Below are 20,838 nucleotides of genomic sequence, written 5' to 3'. Positions count from 1 at the left end.
CCTCCTTCTAAAATCAAGTCGGACTGACGCTAGAAGCTCCCCGGGGTTTTCGTCAACAGTTATGTGTTTTAGAATGCGCAGATGTACGAAACCCAGGCGGGCGCGCTGGCCGCGGTGGCGGCGCTGGACGAGCCGACCCGGCGCCGGCTCTACGAATACGTGGTCCGCCGCCCCGGACCGGTGAGCCGCGACGACGTGGCGGCCGCACTGGGCGTACCGCGGGCGACGGTCGCGTTCCACCTCGACCGCCTGGTGGAGGAGCAGCTGCTGGCGGTGGGCCACGAGCGCCGCACGGGCCGCAGCGGACCGGGCGCGGGCCGCCCGGCGAAGCTGTACCGCCGCTCGGACCGCCAGGTCAGCGTGTCCCTGCCGGAGCGCCACTACGAGCTGGCGGGCACCCTCCTGGCGGCGGCGGTGGAGGAGGCCGACGAAACGGGCGCCCCGGCCCGCGAGGTCCTGGGCCGCCGCGCCCGGGAGCGTGGAGCGGAGCTGGCGGCCGGAGCACCGGACATCGTGGGAACGCTGGAGGAGAACGGCTTCGAGCCCCGGGCTGAGGGAGCGGAGGTGCTGCTCGGCAACTGCCCGTTCCACCGGCTGGCCGAGACGCACACGCGCCTGGTGTGCGAGATGAACCTGAGCCTGGTGGAGGGAATGCTCGAAGGCGCGGGGGAGCCCGGCCTGCGGGCGCGGCTGGACCCGCAGCCGGGCTTCTGCTGCGTGCGCCTGACACGGGACTGAGCCTGGGTGCTCGCGGGGTGGCCGACCGGCTTTCGGGCGCGCCGGGTGGGCCGCCTTGCGCCGGGTTTTCGCGCTGGTGCTGGAAACCCCTTCGCGGCGGTGGGTGGCTTGGCGCCGTGAGCCCCTTCGCGGCGGACGGGCCGCCTCCCGTCGGAAGCGGCCCACCCGGCCCCTACTTCGCCGGCACCTCACCGAGCCGGTCGGCCACCGCCGTCGTGATCGCGCTGGCGCCGAGCTCCGTGCCCGGCTTTATCCACGGCTCGTCCGGCTGCGGTCCCGCGATCGTGCGCTCGCCGATGAACGCGCCCGTCGCCGGGTCGATGATCAGCTGGCGGATCTCGTGGCTGTCGGCCAGGCCCAGCGCCACTCCGGTGCGGCCGTCGAGGTTCGTCGACGCCGCCAGGACCGTGATGCCCGGGATCTTCGCCAGCGCCCGGTACCACTGGGCGCGCAGCGGGGCCGGCATCTGGCCCGCGCGGAGGATCTCGATGCCGAAGTGGAACATCACCGACGGTGTCGAACCGCGGTGCTTCGTCAGGTCCTTCAGCTTCGCGTACAGCGCCGCCGCGTCGTGGGGGAGGGCCGCGTAGAACGCCGGGCTGTCCCAGTCCGTTGCGTCGCCGCACTTCTTCGGGGGCTTGGCCTGGGGGAAGAAGTCGCCGCAGCGGCCCTGCCACTGGCCCTGGTCGGTGTCGTCGACCGGCGGCTCGGGGGCCTGCGACTGCGGCACCGACCCGCCGAGGAACTTGCCGGTGTGCAGGATCTTGCGCGTCTCCTGCCAGACGTCGTGCTCGTCCGCCGGGATCCAGCGGTCCACCTGCTGCTCCCACAGGTACGTGTAGCCCTTGCCGTCGCCGGTCTGGACGCCGCGTTGCACCCACGTGTGCTCGGCGACGTACCGGAACCGGCCGGGGCCGACCGGCTGGTCGGCCGCGCCGACGGTCAGGTCCGCCGCCCGGGTCAGCACCTGGACCGCCGACATCAGCCGGATGTCCGGGACCGCCGCCGTCGGGTCCGGGTCCGGGTCCGGGGCCGGCGCCGCGGACGGGACCGGCGGTGCGGCGGCCGGCCGCGGGTCCGGCGGCCGCTGCAGGACGGCGACCGCGGTCACCGCGACCACGCCGGCCGCGGCGGCGGCGATCGGCAGCACGAACCGGCGCCGGTGCCGCGGGACGACGGGGGCCGGCCGCTCGGCGTCGAGTTCGGCCAGCAGGCGGGCGCGGGCCGCGGTCAGGTCCGCCGGGGCGGTGCGGGCTTCGCGGTGGAGCAGCCCGAGGGTTTCGTCGAGCTCGTTCATCAGTGGTTCTCCTCGGTGGGGACGAGCAGGGCCTGGAGCCGGTGGCGCACGCGGTGCAGGCGCGAGCGCACCGTGCTCGCGGGCACGCCGAGCGCCTCGGCGACTTCGGCCGGTTCGAGACCGGCCCAGGACGTGAGCAGCAGGACGTCCCGGTCCTGTTCGGACAGTGCGGCGAGGGCGGCGGCGAGCACGCGCAGGCGCGCCGCCGCGTCGACCCGGCCGGCGACCGCGGCGTCGTGGTTCTCGGCCGGGCGGTCTTCGGCACCGGCCCGCGCGGTCAGCTGGAACCCGCGGACCTCCTGGCGCACGTGGTTGCGCAGGAGGTTGGTGGCGATCCCGTAGAGCCAGCCGCGGATCGGCGCCCGGCCGGGGTCGTAGCTCGCCCGTCTTCGCAGCGCGACGACGAACGTCTCCGCCACGAGGTCGTCGGCGACGTGCACGCCCACCCGGCCCGCGAGGTAGCCGCGCAGGGGAGGGGCGTACTCGTCGAAGAGCCGCGCGAAGACCTCTTTCGGGTCCCGTGCGGCGAGGTCGGGCCGGTCCAGCCGTTCGACGATTCTGGTCACGCTACTGGTTGTCGGCGCCCGTCACCCGCGTCCCCGGTCGCCCGCCCGGATGAGACGCACGCCACACCCGGCGGCTCCGCGCGAACACCGTGGCGGACTGCGGACAAGAGCCGGTATGCACAGGGGAACCGCGATGCTGGTCGCCGGGACGTGTGCCGGTGCCGTGGTGGCGGTGCTCGGGGTGGCCGCGGCGGTACGCCCGCCGGACCCGGCCGGCCCGCCGCCCGAGCCGCCGCTGATCACGAGCGTGGCGACCACGGCGACCGCGGCGCCGCCGGAACCGGGCTCCCTGGTGTCGTGCCCGGGACGCCCGGCTCCCCCGGCCGCGAGAGCCACCCGGGTCCGGTCCGGCGCGGGACGTCCGGAACTCGCCGGTTCGGCGGTACCGTCTCGGGGGTGAGCCGGTACGACGTGGAGGGGGCCAGGGTGGTGGACCGGGCGAAGCCGGGGGAGCAGACGAGGGCGCCCTTGCCGGGGCCCCGCCAGCCGAGCCTGGCCGACGTCGCCGGCATGGCCGGTGTCTCGCACATGACCGTCTCGCGCGTGGTCAACGAAAGCGGGCCGGTGCGCCCGGAAACCCGCGAGCGGGTGCTCGCCGCGGTGCAGAAGCTCGGGTACCGGCCCAACACCGCCGCGCGGGCCCTGGTCACCGGGCGGTCCGGCACCCTCGGCGTGGTCGCGCTCGAGTCCAACCTGTACGGCCCGGCGAGCACCCTCTACGGCATCGAGAACGCGGCCCGCGAGGCCGGCTACGGGGTCGCGATCTGCAGCGTGACGCGGCCGGGCCGGACCTCGATCGGCGACGCGGTGGAGAGCCTGCGGCGCCAGGCCGTCGAGGGGATCGTGGTGATCGCGCCGCACGTCACGGCCGGCCGGGCGCTCGACGCGGCGCCCTCGGACATCCCGCTGGTCGCGGTCGGCGGCGGTGACGCCGCGCCGGTGCCGGTGATCTCGGTCGACCAGTACGACGGGGCCCGCCGCGCCACCGAGCACCTGCTGTCACTCGGCCACCGGACGGTCTGGCACCTAGCCGGGCCGGAGGACTGGCTGGAGGCCCGCGACCGCGAACGCGGCTGGCGCGACACCCTGGAAGCGCGTGGCCTGCGGGTTCCCGCGGTCGTGCGCGGCGACTGGAGCCCGCGCTCGGGGTACGAGGCCGGCCGGGCGCTCGTCGGCAAGCGCGGCCTCAAGGCGGTCTTTTCCGCCAACGACCAGATGGCGCTCGGCCTGCTGCGGGCGTTCACCGAGGCCGGCATCCGGGTCCCGGAGGACGTCCACGTCGCCGGCTTCGACGACGTCCCGGAGGCCGCCTACTTCACCCCGCCGCTGACGACGGTCCGCCAGGACTTCATCGAGGTCGGCCGCCGCACGTTCGGGCTGCTGGAAGAGCGGATGGCGGGCGGGGACGCGGGAGCCCGCCACCTGGTGCCCGCCGAGCTCGTCGTCCGGGACAGCACCCGGCCGCGCTGAACCGGTCCGTCACGGGCGACGGGTTCGCGCGCCGACTGTTAGCGCTAACAATACCACCGCACTGATCCATTGTGGTGTTGTATCTTGACCGCTTCTGTGTGATCGGCAAAGGTTCGTGTTCGATTGTGGTCCCCGCCGCTTCAGGAGGCTCCGCATGCGCCCCGCCCGCCGCCGTCGCCGGACGCTGTTCACCATCTTGCTTTCCGCCCTGTTCGCCTTCGCCGGGATCGCCGTCCCGCAGGCCGCGGTGGCCGCACCCGCACCTGCACCCGCGCCGCGGGCCGGCCACACCGTCACCTACGACGGCTACTCGTTCCTGGTCGACGGGAAGCGGACCTACCTGTGGTCCGGCGAGTTCCACTCCTACCGGCTGCCGAGCCCCGACCTGTGGCTCGACATCTTCCAGAAGATGAAAGCGGCCGGCTTCAACGCGACCTCGCTGTACTTCGACTGGGGCTACCACTCGCCGCGCCAAGGCGTTTACGACTTCTCCGGCGTCCGGGACCTCGACAAGCTCCTCGACATGGCCCAGCAGGCCGGGCTCTACGTCATCGCGCGGCCCGGGCCGTACATCAACGCCGAGGTCGACGGCGGCGGGTTCCCGACCTGGCTGTCCACCACGCCCGGCCACACCCGCAGCGCCGACCCGGTGTACCTGAAGTACTCCGACGAGTGGCAGACGCAGATCGACCGGATCATCGCCCGCCACCAGCTCACCGACGGGACCGGCAGCGTGCTGGCCTACCAGGTCGAAAACGAGTACTACAACGGCAACGCCGACGGCCGCGCCTACATGCAGCACCTCGAGGACAAGGCCCGCGCCGACGGCATCACCGTTCCCCTGGTCGGCAACAACAACGGCACCTTCAACGCCGGTGCCGCCGCGCTCGACGTCGACGCCGCCGACTCCTACCCGCAGGGCTTCGACTGCTCGAACCCGACGCGGTGGAACGGCGTGCCGGACATCAGCTACGACCACGTCCCCGGGAAGCCGCTGATCACCGCCGAATTCCAGGGCGGCGCCTTCGACCCGTGGGGCGGCCCGGGCTACGAGAAGTGCGCGCAGCTCATCAACGACCAGTTCGCGAACGTGTTCTACAAGCAGAACATCGCCGTCGGCGCGACCGGCCAGAGCTTCTACATGCTGCACGGCGGCACGTCCTGGGGCTGGAGCGCGATCCCGCAGAACTACACCTCCTACGACTACGGCGCCGCGATCACCGAAGGCCGCCAGTTCGACCCGAAGTACCACGAGGACAAGCTGATCGGGTACTTCACCCAGTCCGTCGCCCCGCTGACCAAGACCGACGGGCTGGCCGGGGCGCCGCTGACCGACCCGGCGCTGACCGACACCGCCCGGATCAACCCCGACACCCGCACGCAGTTCCACACCCTGCGCCACAGCGACTCGACGTCCACCGCCACGAACACCACGAGTGTCGCGCTCGACCTCGCCGCGCACGCGGGCTACACCTACGACGACCCCGCGGCCGAAGTCGCCTACACCGGCACCTGGAGCCACGTCGGCCCCGAGGTGAACTACACCGGCGGCGACTACCAGCACACGGAGTCGTTCTCGGACGTCACCGGGGACAGCGTCAGCATTCCCTTCAGCGGCACCGGGATCCGCTGGGTGACCTCGAAGGACGGCAACCACGGCCTCGCCGACGTCTACCTCGACGACGCGAAGGTCAGCACCGTCGACCTCTACGCGGGCAGCAAGCAGAACCAGATCACCGGCTACGAGGTCCGCGGCCTGCCCGCCGGGGCGCACACGCTGAAGATCGTGGTCACCGGGCAGAAGAACGCCGCCGCCACCGGGAACTTCGTCGTCGTGGACGCCGTCGACCTGCTGTCCGGCAGCGCGGACTACTACCCGGTCGTGCCGCAGCAGCCCGGCACCGGCATCACGCTGAACGGGCGGCAGTCGAAGATCCTCGTCGCCGGCTACGACCTCGGCGCCACGCGGATGCAGTACTCGACGTCGGAAATCATGACGACCGCCGCCATCGGCAACCGGGACGTCGCGGTGCTCTACGGCGACAAGGGCGGCCCCGGCGAGACCGTCCTGCGGTTCGCGAAGCAGCCCGCGGTGCAGGTCCTCGGCGGCACCGCGACGAGCACCTGGGACGCCGCCCGCGGCGACCTGCGGCTCGACTACGCCCACGACGGCCTGACCCGCGTGCTGGTCACCGCGCCGGGCGCGCGGCCGCTGCTCCTACTGCTGGCGGACAAGGCGACAGCGGCGACGTTCTGGCGCCAGGACACCGCGGCCGGCCCGGTGCTGGTCCGCGGCACCCACCTGGTCCGGACCGCGGCCGACCAGTACGGGATGCTGAGCTTGACCGGCGACACCGGCACCGACGGCGCCTTCGAGGTCTTCGGCACGGAGAAAGCCGTGCTGTGGAACGGTTCCCGGGTGCCGGTCCAGCCGACGTCCAGCGGCAGCCTCACCGGCACCGCCCCGGCCGCGAACGCCGTGCCGCTGCCCGCCCTGACCGGCTGGAAGCACCAGCAGGAGTCCCCGGAGAGCCAGCCGGCCTTCGACGACTCGGCGTGGCCGGTGGCGGACAAGGACACCACCAACAGCTCGACCGCGCTCGGCACGAAGCCGGTGCTCTTCGCCGACGACTACGGCTTCCACACCGGCAACACCTGGTACCGCGGGCACTTCACCGGCGACGGGAAGCAGACCGGGATCACGCTGTCGAGCCAGAGCGGCGGCCCGGCGGGCGCGTTCTCGGCGTGGCTCAACGGCGTCTTCCTCGGCAGCTCGACCAGCCCGCAGCACACGTTCTCCTTCCCGGCCGGGGCCCTGCACCAGGGCGACAACGAAATCTCCGTGCTGACCGTGAACATGGGCCACGAGGAGGACTACGGCGCCAGCAACGGCAACAAGGCCGCCCGCGGGCTCACCAGCGCGCGGCTGACCGGCACCCCGCTGACGTCGGTGACCTGGCGGCTGCAGGGCGTCCGCGGCGGCGAAACCGGCCTGGACCCGGTGCGCGGGCCGCTCAACACCGGTGGCCTGTACGGCGAGCGCGCGGGCTGGTCGCTGCCCGGCTTCCCGGACCGCGGCTGGGCACCGGCGTCGCTCCCGGCGAAGGACACCACCCCCGGCGTCTCGTGGTACCGGACGACGGCGGACCTCGACCTGCCGCGCGGCCAGGACACCTCGCTCGGCCTGACCATCACCGACGACCCGGCGCGGCAGTACCGCGCGCTGATCTTCGTCAACGGCTGGCAGCTCGGCCAGTACGTGAACTACCTCGGCCCGCAGCACAGCTTCCCGATCCCGGACGGCGTGCTGAACCCGAACGGGCACAACACGATCGCCGTCGCGGTGTGGAACCTCGACGGCAGCACCGGTGGCCTCGGCAAGATCGAGTGGACGAACTACGGCAGCTACCGCTCGCCGCTGACCTTCCGGCCGAACGCCTCGCCCGGCTACGACCCCGCGCGGTACGCGATGCCGCCGGCGCCCATGGCCGGGGTGTCGCTCACCGCGCCGGACACGGCCTCGGGCGGGCAGCCGTTCACCGCGTCGGCAACCGTGCGGGTGCCGGCGGGCGCGCCGGCCGCGTTCGACGTCAAGCCGGCGCTCACCGCCCCGGCCGGGTGGACGGCCGGGGCCGCCTCGCCGCCGTCGGTCGCGCGGATCGACGGCGGGAAGTCGGCGACCTTCACCTGGACCGTGACGCCGCCGTCCACTGTGGACACCGCGGCGCTGAAGGTCGCGGTGGCCTACCGGCAGGCGGGCCGCGCGGGTTCGGTCACCGGCGAGCGGATCGTGGGTGCGGTGCCCCCGGCGCCGCCCGCGGGCCAGGTCGCGGTCGGTTCCCTGCCGTTCCTCACCGCCACGAACGGCTGGGGCCCGGTCGAGCGCGACACGAGCAACGGCGAGGCGGCCGCGGGCGACGGCAAGCCGATGACCATCGGCGGCGTGGCCTACGCCAAGGGGCTCGGCGTCCACGCGGCGAGCGACGTCCAGCTCTACCTGGCCGGCGCCTGCACCCGGCTGACCGCTTCGGTGGGCGTCGACGGCGAAACCGGCACCGGCGGCAGCGTGAGCTTCAGCGTGGCGGCCGACGGCACCACCAAGGTGACGACGCCGGTGGTCCGCGGCGGCCAGGCGGCGGTGCCGATCGACGTCGACGTCACCGGCGCCCAGGTGCTCGACCTGGTGGTGGGCGACGGCGGCGACGGGAACGGCAACGACCACGCGGACTGGGCGGTGCCGACGCTGACCTGCGTCACGCCGCCCGCCCGGTGACCGCCGGCAGCGGCCGGAGCACGAAGGTGGCGCGGACCTCCCGCCGTTCGCGCCACAGGTGGTACAGCGCCAGCCCGAAGATGATCGAGCCGACGACGTTCGCGACGAAGTGCCACCAGACGCGGTAGGTGGTCAGCCCCGGGCCGGGGTCCACGAGCCCGAAGAACGTGGACAGCCCGATCGCCCGGGGCGCGCCGAACCCGATCGACAGCGTCAGGACCAGGTGCTCCAGCCCGTGCAGGCCCTGCATCCAGACACCCATCTTCGCCCAGCGGCGGGTGCGGGTGCGGGCCGCGTGGCGGGTGATCACCATGACACCCGCCAGCCCGGCCAGGAACAGGAAGTTGCCGGTGAGGTGCAGCAGCTCCATCCCGAACGTCGGACGGCCCGGGAGGACCTGCTGCAGCCCGGCCGCCAGCCCGGCTCCCCACGGCGTCATCCAGGCCGGGGAGTTCGGGTGGCCGAGCCAGTACCCGGCCTGGGCGACGTGCTCTTGGACGTGCCCGAGCTGCCCGAGGACGCCGAGGCCGATCACCGCGACCGAGCCGCGGTACACCCATCGCCGCACCGGGCGGCGGTTGGCGAGGGCGAGCACGCCCACCGCCGTCCACATGGCCACCGCCCAGAGCACCAGCAGCACCGCGCCCGCGGTGTCCCAGCCCGAAGCGGGCATCGGCATTGTCATGGCCGCCTCCCGAGGTCGCTTTCCCCGACGCTAACCGGGGCGGGCCCCGCCAAACGTCTCTTGCAGTGCGCCCGGCAACCGGACAAACCGTTACAGGACAACGGTTTCCGGTTCAGGAGAGGACAAGCCGGACGGCCAGGGCGGTGATCACCGCACTCGACGCGAGCGCCGTCGCCAGCCGGCCCCGCGGCCCGGTGAGGACCCGCCCGAGCAGCGCCCCGCCGCCGGCCAGGGCGGCTTGCCAGCTCGCCGACGCGGCGAACGCGGCGAGCACGAACACGCCCAGGTCGAGCACCGGGACGGCGGTGCCGGCGCGGCCGCCGACGACCAGCGCCGTGAAGTACACGACCGTGGCCGGGTTGACGAGCGTGATGCCCAGCAGGCTGACGTAGGCGCGGCCGGGGCCGAGCGGTGTCACGGCCCGGGTGGTGGGTTCGCGGTGGGACCGGATCGCGCGGTACGCGCCGAGCGCCGCCAGCGCGATCAGGATCGCCGCCGAAACCAGCCGCAGCGGCCCGGCGACCGGGGCGACGACACCGGCGATCGCGGCCCCGCCGAGGACCGCGACCAGCGCGTACACCCCGTCGGCGGTGGCGACGCCGAGCGCCGCGGCGAGGCCGGTCCGCAGCGACGTGCGGGCGGTGAGCGCGACCAGGTAGGTCCCGACGGCGCCGACCGGGATGGCGATGCCGTAGCCGGCGACCAGGCCGGCGAGCAGCGCGGCGCTCACGGCCGCGGTGCGCTCGGCCTCCGCGGACGGCACGGCTGCTGCCGGACCGGCGCGGTGGTCGCGGCGGCGGTCGGCAGGAGCGGGGTGCGGTGCGTCGTCATGGGCCGATCGTGACGGCGGCGGCCGGGGCCGGGCAACCGGATTTCCAGCCGGTGGGGTCCGCCGGGCTGTGCTTGAATCGGCCGGGGGAGCCACGGCGGCGAGGAAGGGCTTTCACGATGCGGGTCGACCTGAGCGGGAAGACGGCGCTGGTCACCGGGTCCACCCAGGGCATCGGCGCGGCGATCGCGGCGGGCCTGGCGGCGGCGGGCGCGCGGGTCGCGATCAACGGCCGGAGCGAGACCGGCGTCCACAAGGCCATCGCCCGGCTGCGCGAGGACGTCCCGGACGCGGAGTTCCTGCCCGCCCCGGGTGACGTCTCCGAGGAGGCCGGCGCCGCCCAGGTGGTCGAGGAGGTGCCGGACGCCGACATCCTGGTCAACAACCTCGGCATCTTCGGCGCCCAGGAACCCCTGGACATCACCGACGCCGAATGGCGGCACTACTTCGAGGTCAACGTCCTGGCGGCGGTCCGCCTCACCCGCGCGTACCTGCCGGGCATGACCGAGCGCGGCTGGGGCCGGATCCAGTACATCGCCAGCGATTCGGCGATCGTCATCCCGGCCGAGATGATCCACTATGGAGTGTCGAAGACGGCGCTGCTGGGCGTGTCACGAGGGTTCGCCAAGCACGCGGCCGGAACCGGCGTCACCGTCAACGCGGTGATCGCCGGCCCGACCCACACCGGCGGTGTCGAGGACTTCGTCTACGAACTGGTGGACAAGGACCTGCCCTGGGACGAGGCCCAGCGCGAGTTCATGAAGCGGCACCGCCCGCAGTCGTTGCTGCAGCGCCTGATCGAGCCGGCGGAGATCGCGCACCTGGTGGTGTACCTGAGTTCCCCGTTCGCCTCGGCGACCACCGGCGCGGCGGTCCGGGTGGACGGCGGGTACGTCGACTCGATCGTGCCGTGACCGCTCAGGGCGTGACCGGGATGTTGGTCAGCCCCGACCGGGCGTTGGTCACCGTGTTCGACGCGTACACCACGTTCGGCCGCGCCGCGCACTTCGACACCGAGCTGATCTTGATCGCGTAGGCGCCCACGCCGCCGAGGTCGGACTTGTTGCCGCGCCACACGTTCCCGCACCCGTTGTCGAACGACGGGCTCGTGCTCGGGTTGTGGTTCTCGTAGCCGTTGGCGAACACCCCGGGCGGGGCGAACGTGCCCGTGTTGCCCTCGATCGTGTAGCCGATGCCCTTGACGTCGATCCAGGAGTCCGCCGAGTTCTCGCCGGTGATCCCGCGGCCGTCGAACGTGTTGCCGCGGATCACGCCGTCGAACGTGCCCTCCTTGACGTCGATCGGTTCCGCGGCGACGAACGGGCCGATGTGGTTGTCCAGCACCTGGATCCGGTCGCCGCGGTCGACGCCGCCGGAATTGCCGTGGCAGGCCCAGTTCGAGTTGGCCGAGCCGAGGTAGACGCCTTCGCCGTAGCCCGGCTGCACCAGGCCCGTGTAGGTGATCGTGGAATTCTTCAGCACGCTGTCGGCCGACGAGCGGCGGAAGTGCACCGCCTCCTCGTCGATGTGGTGGACCGTGACGCCGTCGATCGTGGTGTGCGGTGAATTGTCCGCGACGATGCCCTTTTTGGACTCCTGCACGGTGAACCCGCTCAGCGTCCAGTAGGGCGCGCCGAAGAGCCACAGGCCGTAGCCGGAGTCCCAGCCGGCCGTCGGCACCGGGCAGTCCGGGGCGTCGCCGGCCGGGCCGTCGTTGATCAGCACGGCGTTCGCCGGGCCGGACAGGCGGATCGGCCGGGCCGCCGTGCCGGCCTTCGTCGTGACGAACGAGCCGCGGTAGGTGCCGGCCGCCAGCCGGATCGCCTGCCCCGGTGCCGCGTTCGCCAGCGCGGCCTGCAGCTGGGCCGCCGTCGAGACGTCGACGACGTCACCGGCGGGCGGGGGTGTGGAGGTGGTCGTCGGGGGCGCCGGTGTCGTCGTCACCTGGCCGCTGCCGTCACACGGGACGCCGTTGACCGTGCACACGGCCGGCAGGCTGGTGCCGGAAACGTTGAAGCCGAAGGTCGCGGTGCCGCCGGGGGCGATCGTGCTGTTGAAGCCCGCGCCGGTGAACCGGTAGTGCTGCCCGGCCTGCGTCCGCACCGAGCTCCACGAGCTGCTCACCGCCGAGCCGGCGGGCAGGTCGAACTCGACGGCCCAGCCGGTCGCGGCCGCGTCGCCGCGGTTGGTGATCGTGTAGCCGCCGCCGTAGCCACCGGTCCAGACCGACGAGCGGGCGAACGCGGCGGAGAGGTCCGCCGCGGCGGCCCGCGCGGTGCCGGGTCCGCCCAGGGCGAGGACGGCAGCAACGGCGGAAATGGTTGTGACACCGAGGAAAGCGGATTTTCGCAGGGACACCGACGGCCTCCGGGAACGGGAACTGCGGAGGTGCGCGGCGGACACCCGGACGTTTTCCTTTATAGGTGACCACCCCCGAAACCGTCAACAGGATGAACGTCGATCACGTACGTGAACAGTGAGCGACCGTGACACTTTACGGTGACCCCGCGCTGGGCGCCGGCCGGACGGGGAATTCTTCCCGGTGAACCCCTTGACAGCAGGGGAAAGCTTGCGGAAGGAGAGCACGATGAAGACCCGAATCGCTTCCTTGGCGGCGGCCGCGGCGCTCACGGTTTCCGCGGTGGCCGTCACGGCGGCGCCGGCGTCGGCGGACATGGTCCCGGGCAGCACGACGCAGTTCTACGCCTACTGCTCGGTCGACATCCTCGGCGTGCCGGTCGCCTGCACGCAGACCGACCTGGCGCATTCGTCGCACGTCTGCCAGTACGTCGTCACCTCGCTGGGCGTGGGCCTGGCCTGCGTCCAGCGGTCGACGTGACCGGTTCCGGGACACAACCGGGACATTTCTGAACCAGACCTGTCGAACAACCCCGACGGGCCGGCGATCTTCTCCGGACACAGTGACCGGTGTGCGCTTCCCCGAGCGCACCCGGCACCCGGAGGAGACCGATGGCCCGAACCCGCATCCCACCCGTCGCCGGCGGCCTCGCCGCCGCCGTGGCCGTGGTGCTCGCCGCCGCCTGCTGGGTCGTGTTCCCGCCCGAAACCGCGGGCCACGCGATCGCCGCCCGCCCGGCCGTCGACCTGCCGCTGCCGTGGCCCGCGGAGGGCCAGGCGAGCGCCGAGGTGCAGAACCTGGGTTCGCTCGGCAGCCGTGGTGAGCAGGGGCCGGTGCCGATCGCCAGCGTCACGAAGGTGATGACCGCGCACGTCGTGCTGAAGGACCACCCGCTCCGCCCGGGCGAAGCCGGCCCGCAGATCACCGTGGACGAGCAGGCCGCGGCCGAGGCGAACTCGGCCGAGGAGTCGAGCGCGCCGGTCCGGGCCGGCCGTGGGATCGGCGAGCGGGACCTGCTCGCCCTGATGCTCGTCCCGTCCGGCAACAACGTCGCCCGCCTGCTGGCCCGCTGGGACGCGGGCAGCCAGGAGGCGTTCGTCGCGAAGATGAACCGCGAGGCCGCGGTGCTCGGCATGACCAGCACCACCTACACCGGCGCGAGCGGTGTCGAGGACTCGACCACGAGCACCGCCACCGACCAGCTGCGGCTGGCGCGCGAGGTGATGCGGAACCCGGTGATCCGGGAGATCGTCGCGACCGCGGACCTGCGGGTCGACGGCGTGCCGGGGCCGATCGCCAACACGAACACCCTGCTCGGTCGCGACGGCGTGATCGGGCTGAAGACCGGCTCGTCGACCGCCGCCGGCGGCGCCCTGATGTGGGCGGCGCGGGCGCGCGACGGCGCGTTGATCCTCGGCGTGGTCCTGCACCAGAACCCGGGCGGGACCCCGGCGGCCGGGCTGCGGGCCGCGCTGGACAACAGCGGCAAGCTCATCGCCGCGATCCAGCGGGAACTGCCGGCGGCCACCCGGTGACCGCCACCGCCGGACTACCGGTGGCCCCTCCGGTGCGCCGCAAGCGGTGGACGTGGCGCCGGGGCCGCGTCATCGCCGCCTTCGCCGTCCTGACCGCGGTGCTGCTGCTCGCGCACCCGCTGGTGCCCAACGCGGTGGGCAACGCCGGCAGCCTGCTGGAGACGTTCCTGCCGTGGACCGGCCTGCTCGTCGTGCCGTTGCTCGTCGCGGCGCTGGTCCGCCGCTCGGCGCTCGCGCTCGTGGCCCTCCTGCTTCCGGCGCTGGCCTGGGGTGGCTGCTTCGGCGGCCGGCTGACGGACAAGCGGGAGCCCGGCGGCGACTTCACGATCGTGTCGCACAACGTCAACGACGAGAACCCGGACCCGGCGGGCACCGCGCGGGCCCTGGCCGCCACCGGCGCCCGGGTCATCGCGCTCGAGGAGCTGAAGAAGTCCGAGGTCCCGAAGTACGAAGACGCCTTGGCCGCGGCATACCCGTACCACTCCGTCCAGGGCACCGTCGGGGTCTGGAGCACTTTCCCGCTGCGCGACACGCAGCCGGTGGCGATCATGCCGTGGACCCGCGCGCTGCGGACCACAGTGGACACTCCGAAGGGACCGGTCGCGGTGTTCGTGGCGCACCTGCCGTCGGTGCGGGTGCGCCTCGAAGCGGGCTTCACCGCGGGCGGCCGGGACGCCGCGATGGGCCTGCTGGCCGACGCGATCGCCCAGGAATCCGCGGCCCGGACCGTGCTCGTCGGCGACTTCAACGGCACGGCCGACGACCGCGCGCTCGCGCCGATCACCCGCCGGATGCGGGCCGCGCAGGACGAGGCGGGCGACGGCTTCGGCTTCACCTGGCCCGCCGCGCTGCCGCTGGCCCGGATCGACCAGATCTTCGTCGCCGGGGTGCGGCCGGTCGCGGCCTGGACGCTGCCCGCGACCGCCAGCGACCACCGGCCCGTCGCCGCCACCCTGGCGTTCTGACCCAGCGGCCTCGCGTACCTGGAGGGACGACTCGCGTACCTGGACGGACGACACGGCGGGGCGTTGTGTCGTCCCTCCGGGTGCGCGAGTCGTCCGTTGTGGTAGGGGCGAACATGCGCTTGAACACCGGGCCGTGCTGACGGGCGGTGAATTTCAAACGACGCTCCGCGCAGGTCGGGCCGTCGAACGCCGGGTCAGGGGCGTGTGAAGGCCACGTGACTAGACCGTTACGCGACCCGGTCTTGACCGCGTGGGTGTTATCGCTAACACTAACTCCTCGTCGTCACCGGAACAGGTGACGCAGACCATGTCGGAGCGGACAGGAAGGGGACGCCGGTGGCCGAACGACCCCGCTCCGGCGGTCCCCTGAAGGCGACCGCGGCCGGGACGCGGCAGCCGAGCCTGACCGACGTCGCGGGGGTCGCGGGCGTGTCCCACATGACCGTGTCCCGGGTGATCAACGGGACCGGCCCGGTGCGCCCCGAGACCCGGGCCCGGGTGCTCGCAGCCATCGAAGAACTGGGCTACCGGCCCAATTCCGCGGCTCGCGCGCTGGTCACCGGGCGGACCGGCACGCTCGGTGTCGTCGCGCTCGAGTCCAATCTGTACGGTCCGGCCAGCACGCTGTACGGCATCGAGAACGCCGCCCGGGAAGCCGGGTACGCGATCACGATCTCGAGTGTCAGCCGGCCGGGGCGGTCGTCGATCGCCGACGCGGTGGAAAACCTCCGCCGCCAGGCGGTCGAGGGCATCATCGTGATCGCCCCGCACGTCACCGCGGGCCGGGCCCTGGAGGCCGCGCCCGCGGACTTCCCGGTCGTCGCGGTCGGCGGCGGGGAGGCGGCACCGGTGCCGGTCATCTCGGTCGACCAGCGCGACGGCGCCCGCCGGGCCACCGAACACCTCCTGGCGCTGGGTCACCGGACCGTGTGGCACATCGCCGGTCCGGAGGACTGGCTGGAGGCCCGCGACCGCGAACTCGGCTGGCGGGAAACCCTGGAACGCCACGGGGTCGGCGTGCCACGGGTGATCCGCGGCGACTGGAGCTCGCGGTCGGGGTACGAGGCGGGGCGATCCCTCGCCGGGGAAAAGGATCTGGACGCCGTCTTCGCCGGCAACGACCAGATGGCACTCGGTCTGCTGCGCGCGTTCGCCGAAGCGGGCATCTCGGTGCCGCGGGACGTGCGCGTGGCGGGCTTCGACGACGTCCCCGAGGCGGCGTACTTCACGCCGCCGCTGACGACGGTGCGCCAGGACTTCATCGAAGTCGGACGGCGTACGTTCGGCCTGCTGGCCGGGCGGATGGACGGAGGCGACCGGCACGCGCGCGCCCTGGTCGTCCCCGAGCTGATCGTGCGCGAGAGCACCGGACCGCGGTAGCGCGGCGGCCGGGCGGACCGGTGGTTCCGCAGGGATTGTTAGCGCTAACACGCAAGTGTGCCACAGAGTTCCACCCAGGTTTTCCCCACTGATCATCGTCGATCGAGGAGTGAACGTGCTGAAGAAGCGATGGGCCGCCGCGGCGGCCGCGGCGGCCGGACTCGTGCTGCTCACCGCCTGCGGGAGTGGCGGTTCGTCCGGTGGTTCGGGCGGGGCCGTCACGCTCGGCTTCGCCCAGGTGGGCGCCGAGAGCGGCTGGCGGACGGCGAACACGAAGTCGATCCAGGAGTCGGCCAAGACCGCCGGGATCGAGCTGAAGTTCTCCGACGCGCAGCAGAAGCAGGAGAACCAGATCTCCGCGATCCGCTCGTACATCCAGCAGAAGGTCAAGGTCATCGCCTTCTCGCCGGTCGTCGAGTCCGGCTGGGACACCGTGCTCAAGGAGGCGAAGAACGCCAACATCCCGGTCATCCTGACCGACCGCGCGATCGACTCGCCGGACAAGTCGCTCTACAAGACCTTCCTGGGCTCGGACTTCGTCGCCGAGGGCAAGAAGGCGGGGGAGTGGCTGACCAAGGAGTTCGGCAGCGCCACCGGCCAGGTGAACATCGTCGAGCTGCAGGGCACCACCGGCTCGGCCCCGGCGAACGACCGCAAGAAGGGCTTCGGCGACGTCATCGCGGCGGACCCGAAGTACAAGATCGTCGCCTCGCAGACCGGTGAGTTCACCCGCGCCAAGGGCAAGGAGGTCATGGAGGCCTTCCTGAAGTCCCAGCCCAAGATCGACGTCCTCTACGCCCACAACGACGACATGGCCCTCGGCGCCATCGAGGCCATCGAAGCCGCGGGCAAGGTCCCGGGCAAGGACATCAAGATCGTCTCGGTGGACGCGGTCAAGGACGGCATGCAGGCGCTGGCCGACGGCAAGATCAACCACATCGTCGAGTGCAACCCGCTGCTCGGCCCGCAGCTGATGGACCTGGTCAAGAAGGTCGCCGCCGGCGAGCAGGTGCCCGCCCGCATCGAGACCCAGGAGACCGAGTTCGACTCGGCCGCCGCCAAGGCCGCCCTCCCGCAGCGCCAGTACTGACACTCGCCCGCCGGTCGTGAGTGGTAAGGCGGGTTAGAACCCTCCTTACCACTCACGACCCCCGCCTCCTCCCCGGAGCACACCAATGCCTGAACCGCAGCCCATGGTGCGGATGAGCGGTATCCGCAAGGAGTTCCCCGGCGTCCTCGCCCTGGACGGGGTCGCCTTCCGGATGTACCCCGGCGAAGTCCACGCCCTGATGGGCGAGAACGGCGCCGGCAAGTCCACCCTCATCAAGGTGCTGACCGGGGTGTACGGGGTGGACGCGGGCACGATCGAGCTGAACGGCGGCGAAGTCGCCTTCAGCGGGCCCGGCGAGGCCCAGCAGGCCGGCATCAGCACGGTCTACCAGGAGGTCAACCTCTGCCCGAACCTGTCGGTGGCGGAAAACGTCTGCCTCGGCCGGGAACCCCGCCGCTTCGGCCGCATCCAGTGGGGCGCGATGCGGCGGCGGGCCGAGGAACTCCTGGCCCGGCTGGACGTCCACGTCGACGTCTCGGCCGAGCTCTCCACCTGCTCCATCGCGGTGCAGCAGCTCGTGGCGATCGCCCGCGCGCTCGACGTCGACGCGCGGGTGCTCGTCCTCGACGAGCCGACGTCCAGTTTGGACGCCGGCGAGGTCGACCAGCTGCTGAAGGTCGTCCGGTCCCTGCGCGAGCAGGGACTGGCGATCCTGTTCGTGTCCCACTTCATCGACCAGGTCTTCGCCATCGCCGACCGGATGACCGTGCTGCGCAACGGAAAACTCATCGGCGAGTACAAGACCGCGGACATCACGCCGGTCGAGCTGGTCACCCGGATGATCGGCAAGGAACTCCAGGTCCTCGAGGACCTGGAGGACTCCGGCCCCAGCCGCGCCGAGGTCGCCGGCGCGCCGGTGCTGCTGGCCGCCGAGGGCCTCGGCCGCAAGGGCGGCGTCGCCCCCTTCGACCTCACCATCCACGCCGGCGAGGTCGTCGGGCTGGCCGGCCTGCTCGGCTCCGGCCGCACCGAGCTGGCCCGGCTGCTCTTCGGCGCCGACCACGCCGACAGCGGCACCGTGCGGGTCGACGGCGAACCCACCGCGCTGCGCACCCCGCGCGCCGGGCTCGACCACAAGATCGCGTTCCTCTCCGAGAACCGCAAGGCCGAGGGCCTGGTGGAGGAACTGACGGTCCGCGAGAACATCGTGCTGGCGCTGCAGGCCTCCCGCGGCTGGGCGCGGCCGCTGTCGCGCCGCCGCCAGGACGAAATCGCCGAGAAGTACGTCAAGGCGCTCGACATCCGGCCCGCCAACCCCGAAGCGCTGGTGGGCAACCTTTCCGGCGGCAACCAGCAGAAGGTCCTGCTGGCCCGCTGGCTCATCACCGAACCGCGGCTGCTGATCCTCGACGAGCCCACGCGCGGCATCGACATCGGCGCCAAGACGGAGATCCAGCGGCTGGTCACCCAGCTCTCGGGCGACGGCATGGCCGTCGTCTACATCTCCGCCGAACTCGAAGAGGTCCTGCGGCTGAGCCACCGGGTCGTGGTGCTGCGGGACCGCAAGGTCGTGGCGGAGCGGGAAAACCAGGCGCTCACCGCGGACGACGTCATGGCCACGATGGCCGAGGGGGTGCAGGCGTGACTGCCTTGAAAGGCTTGACGAAACAGCGGCTCTTCTGGCCCGTGGTGGCGCTGCTGGTGCTGCTGCTGGGCGACTTGATCGCCAGCCCGTCGTTCTTCAAGATCGAGCTGCGCGACGGGCACCTCTACGGGAACCTCGTCGACATCCTCAAGAACGGCGCCCCGCTGATCCTCATCGCGATCGGCATGACGCTGGTCATCGCCACCCGCGGCATCGACCTCTCGGTCGGCGCGGTGGTGGCGATCAGCGGCTCGCTCGCCTGCCTGTGGATCAGCGACAACCCGGACGGCGTGGGCACGACGCTGGTCGCGTTCGGCCTGGCGCTCGGCCTCTCGCTGGTGCTCGGGGTGTGGAACGGCTGGCTCGTCGCGGCGCTGGGGATCCAGCCGATCATCGCCACCCTGATCCTCATGGTCGCCGGCCGGGGCATCGCCCAGCTGATCAGCGGCGGGCAGATCATCACCGTCAACTCCCACTCGTTCGAGTGGATCGGCAGCGGGTTCCTGTTCACCCTGCCCAGCGCCATCCTCGTCGCGCTCGCCGTGTTCGTGCTGGCGTCGGTGCTCGTCCGCCGCTCCGCGCTCGGCCTGCTCGTCGAGGCCGTCGGCGGCAACCCCGAAGCCAGCCGGCTGGCCGGCCTGCGCTCGGCGCGGCTGACCTGGCTCGTCTACGTCTTCTGCGCGCTGTGCGCGGGCATCGCCGGGCTGATGATCAGCGCGAACGTGCACAGCGCCGACGCCAACCACGCGGGGCTGTTCATCGAGCTCGACGCGATCCTCGCCGTCGTCGTCGGCGGCACCCAGCTGACCGGCGGCCGGTTCTCCCTCGGCGGTGCGGTGATCGGCGCGCTGCTCATCCAGACGCTCACCACCACCGTCTACGCCCTGGGCATCCCGCCGGAGTCGATCATGCTGTTCAAGGCCATCGTCGTGCTGGTGGTGTGCCTCCTGCAGTCGCCCGCGTTCCGCCGCAGGTTCCGCCGGCGGGGAGCTCGCCCGGTCGCCCCGGCGCCCACACCCGCTCCGGAGAAGGTGGAGGTCACCGCATGACCACCCTCGCCCGTGTCAAGGGCTACCGGCCGCAGCAGCGGCACGTGCCGATCCTGGCGACGCTGGCGCTGCTGATCGCCGCGTACGTGTTCGGCGCGGTCCAGTACGAGGCGTTCGGCTCCGGGCAGGTCGTCCTCGACCTGTTCATCAACAATGCCTTCCTGCTCGTGGTCGCCGTCGGCATGACGTTCGTGATCCTCACCGGCGGCATCGACCTGTCCGTCGGCTCGGTCGTCGCACTGTCCACAGTGGTCTCCGGCGACCTGCTGCAGAAGCACGGCTGGCCGGCGTACGCCGCGATCGCGGTGGTGCTGGTGATCGGGGCCCTGCTCGGCGCCGGGATGGGCGCGCTGATCCACTTCTTCGAGATCCAGCCGTTCATCGCCACGCTGATCGGCATGTTCTTCGCCCGCGGCCTCTGCTACACGATCACCACCGAGGCGTACTCGATCGACAACGCCACCATCGCCACCCTGGCCCAGACGCAGATCCCGCTCGGCGGCGAACTGCACATCTCGATCAGCGTGGTGGTCGCGCTGGTGGTCGTCGCCGCCGCGGCCTACGTCCTGGCCTTCACCCGGTTCGGGCGCACGGTCTACTCGATCGGCGGCAACGCGCAGTCGGCGATGCTAATGGGCCTCAAGACCGGCCGCACCAAGATCGCGGTGTACACGATCAGCGGCGTCTGCTCGGCCCTCGGCGGGCTGCTGCTGGTGCTCTACAAGTCCTCGGGCGACCCGCTCAACGGCGTCGGCCTGGAGCTGACCGCGATCGCCGCGGTCGTCATCGGCGGCACCATCCTCACCGGCGGCTCCGGCTACGTGCTCGGGACCGTCCTCGGGATCATGGTGCTGGGCATCATCCAGACCCTGATCACCTTCGACGGCACCCTCAACTCCTGGTGGACCTCGATCATCACCGGGGCGCTCCTGTTCGTCTTCATCGTCCTGCAACGCCTCGTCACCCGACGCACCCGCTGAGTGTGAGCGTGAACGC

General features: G+C 72.2%; 18 protein-coding genes. 13 read left to right on the top strand and 5 right to left on the bottom strand.

The window, feature by feature from the left end; all coding sequences use genetic code 11:
• Positions 1-81 precede the first annotated feature (81 nt).
• On the top strand, positions 82-738 hold the full coding sequence (locus OO60_RS04395) for a helix-turn-helix transcriptional regulator (protein ID WP_033260808.1): 657 nt from the start codon (positions 82-84) through the stop codon (positions 736-738).
• 172 nt (positions 739-910) lie between these two features.
• On the opposite strand, the gene OO60_RS04390 is transcribed toward OO60_RS04395, so the two are convergent.
• Positions 911-2,035 (bottom strand): CU044_5270 family protein, encoded by a 1,125-nt coding sequence (locus OO60_RS04390; protein ID WP_209441370.1) that lies wholly within the window; start codon positions 2,033-2,035, stop codon positions 911-913.
• On the bottom strand, positions 2,035-2,601 hold the full coding sequence (locus OO60_RS04385; RefSeq protein ID WP_033260807.1) for an RNA polymerase sigma factor: 567 nt from the start codon (positions 2,599-2,601) through the stop codon (positions 2,035-2,037). The genes OO60_RS04390 and OO60_RS04385 overlap by 1 nt, the downstream gene beginning before the upstream one ends.
• A 115-nt stretch (positions 2,602-2,716) precedes the next feature.
• On the opposite strand from OO60_RS04385, the gene OO60_RS04380 reads away from it, so the two are divergent.
• The 3 genes from OO60_RS04380 to OO60_RS04370 all read left to right on the top strand — a co-directional run bounded on the left by OO60_RS04380 (position 2,717) and on the right by OO60_RS04370 (position 8,344).
• Complete coding sequence (locus OO60_RS04380) at positions 2,717-3,001, top strand: hypothetical protein (RefSeq protein ID WP_156081294.1); 285 nt, start codon at positions 2,717-2,719, stop codon at positions 2,999-3,001.
• A gap of 26 nt (positions 3,002-3,027) precedes the next feature.
• Positions 3,028-4,071, top strand: coding sequence for a LacI family DNA-binding transcriptional regulator (locus OO60_RS04375; RefSeq protein ID WP_051767627.1), 1,044 nt, complete (start codon positions 3,028-3,030; stop codon positions 4,069-4,071).
• Positions 4,072-4,225: 154 nt separating this feature from the next.
• Positions 4,226-8,344, top strand: coding sequence for a beta-galactosidase (locus tag OO60_RS04370; RefSeq protein WP_033260804.1), 4,119 nt, complete (start codon positions 4,226-4,228; stop codon positions 8,342-8,344).
• Here OO60_RS04370 and OO60_RS04365 read toward each other — a convergent pair.
• Complete coding sequence (locus OO60_RS04365; RefSeq protein WP_240490830.1) at positions 8,325-9,029, bottom strand: DUF6008 family protein; 705 nt, start codon at positions 9,027-9,029, stop codon at positions 8,325-8,327. The two genes, OO60_RS04370 and OO60_RS04365, sit on opposite strands and share 20 nt — an antisense overlap.
• 112 nt (positions 9,030-9,141) lie before the next feature.
• A complete protein-coding gene (locus OO60_RS04360) occupies positions 9,142-9,759 on the bottom strand; it encodes a LysE family transporter (protein ID WP_205624250.1) in 618 nt (205 codons plus the stop codon).
• A 218-nt stretch (positions 9,760-9,977) separates the two neighbouring features.
• On the opposite strand from OO60_RS04360, the gene OO60_RS04355 reads away from it, so the two are divergent.
• Positions 9,978-10,772 (top strand): SDR family NAD(P)-dependent oxidoreductase, encoded by a 795-nt coding sequence (locus OO60_RS04355; RefSeq protein WP_003057155.1) that lies wholly within the window; start codon positions 9,978-9,980, stop codon positions 10,770-10,772.
• Positions 10,773-10,776: 4 nt separating this feature from the next.
• On the opposite strand, the gene OO60_RS04350 is transcribed toward OO60_RS04355, so the two are convergent.
• Positions 10,777-12,210, bottom strand: coding sequence for a cellulose binding domain-containing protein (locus tag OO60_RS04350; RefSeq protein ID WP_420835529.1), 1,434 nt, complete (start codon positions 12,208-12,210; stop codon positions 10,777-10,779).
• 235 nt (positions 12,211-12,445) lie between these two features.
• On the opposite strand from OO60_RS04350, the gene OO60_RS04345 reads away from it, so the two are divergent.
• From OO60_RS04345 to yjfF, 8 genes are all read left to right on the top strand, one after another.
• A complete protein-coding gene (locus OO60_RS04345) occupies positions 12,446-12,697 on the top strand; it encodes a hypothetical protein (RefSeq protein WP_003057159.1) in 252 nt (83 codons plus the stop codon).
• Between the two features lie 131 nt (positions 12,698-12,828).
• A complete protein-coding gene (locus tag OO60_RS04340; protein ID WP_003057162.1) occupies positions 12,829-13,752 on the top strand; it encodes a D-alanyl-D-alanine carboxypeptidase family protein in 924 nt (307 codons plus the stop codon).
• A 20-nt stretch (positions 13,753-13,772) separates the two neighbouring features.
• Positions 13,773-14,717 (top strand): endonuclease/exonuclease/phosphatase family protein, encoded by a 945-nt coding sequence (locus OO60_RS04335; protein WP_063749382.1) that lies wholly within the window; start codon positions 13,773-13,775, stop codon positions 14,715-14,717.
• Positions 14,718-15,053: 336 nt separating this feature from the next.
• A complete protein-coding gene (locus tag OO60_RS04330) occupies positions 15,054-16,097 on the top strand; it encodes a LacI family DNA-binding transcriptional regulator (protein WP_003057168.1) in 1,044 nt (347 codons plus the stop codon).
• A 109-nt stretch (positions 16,098-16,206) separates the two neighbouring features.
• Positions 16,207-17,187, top strand: a complete 981-nt coding sequence (locus tag OO60_RS04325; RefSeq protein WP_033260799.1) for an ABC transporter substrate-binding protein — start codon at positions 16,207-16,209, stop codon at positions 17,185-17,187.
• Positions 17,188-17,290: 103 nt separating this feature from the next.
• Positions 17,291-18,793 (top strand): sugar ABC transporter ATP-binding protein, encoded by a 1,503-nt coding sequence (locus tag OO60_RS04320; protein ID WP_003057171.1) that lies wholly within the window; start codon positions 17,291-17,293, stop codon positions 18,791-18,793.
• Positions 18,790-19,842 carry an ABC transporter permease gene (locus OO60_RS04315; RefSeq protein WP_420835527.1) on the top strand — a complete coding sequence of 351 codons (1,053 nt, stop codon included), beginning with the start codon at positions 18,790-18,792 and terminating at the stop codon, positions 19,840-19,842. Before OO60_RS04320 ends, OO60_RS04315 begins: the two co-directional genes overlap by 4 nt.
• Positions 19,839-20,822 (top strand): galactofuranose ABC transporter, permease protein YjfF, encoded by a 984-nt coding sequence (gene yjfF / locus OO60_RS04310; protein WP_003057175.1) that lies wholly within the window; start codon positions 19,839-19,841, stop codon positions 20,820-20,822. The genes OO60_RS04315 and yjfF overlap by 4 nt, the downstream gene beginning before the upstream one ends.
• Positions 20,823-20,838: the final 16 nt, after the last annotated feature.

This window comes from Amycolatopsis vancoresmycina, assembly GCF_000716785.1.
Classification (GTDB): Bacteria; Actinomycetota; Actinomycetes; order Mycobacteriales; family Pseudonocardiaceae; genus Amycolatopsis; species Amycolatopsis vancoresmycina.
Note: the sequence above shows the minus strand (reverse complement) of the source record. Positions and strands in the feature narration are given on the sequence as shown.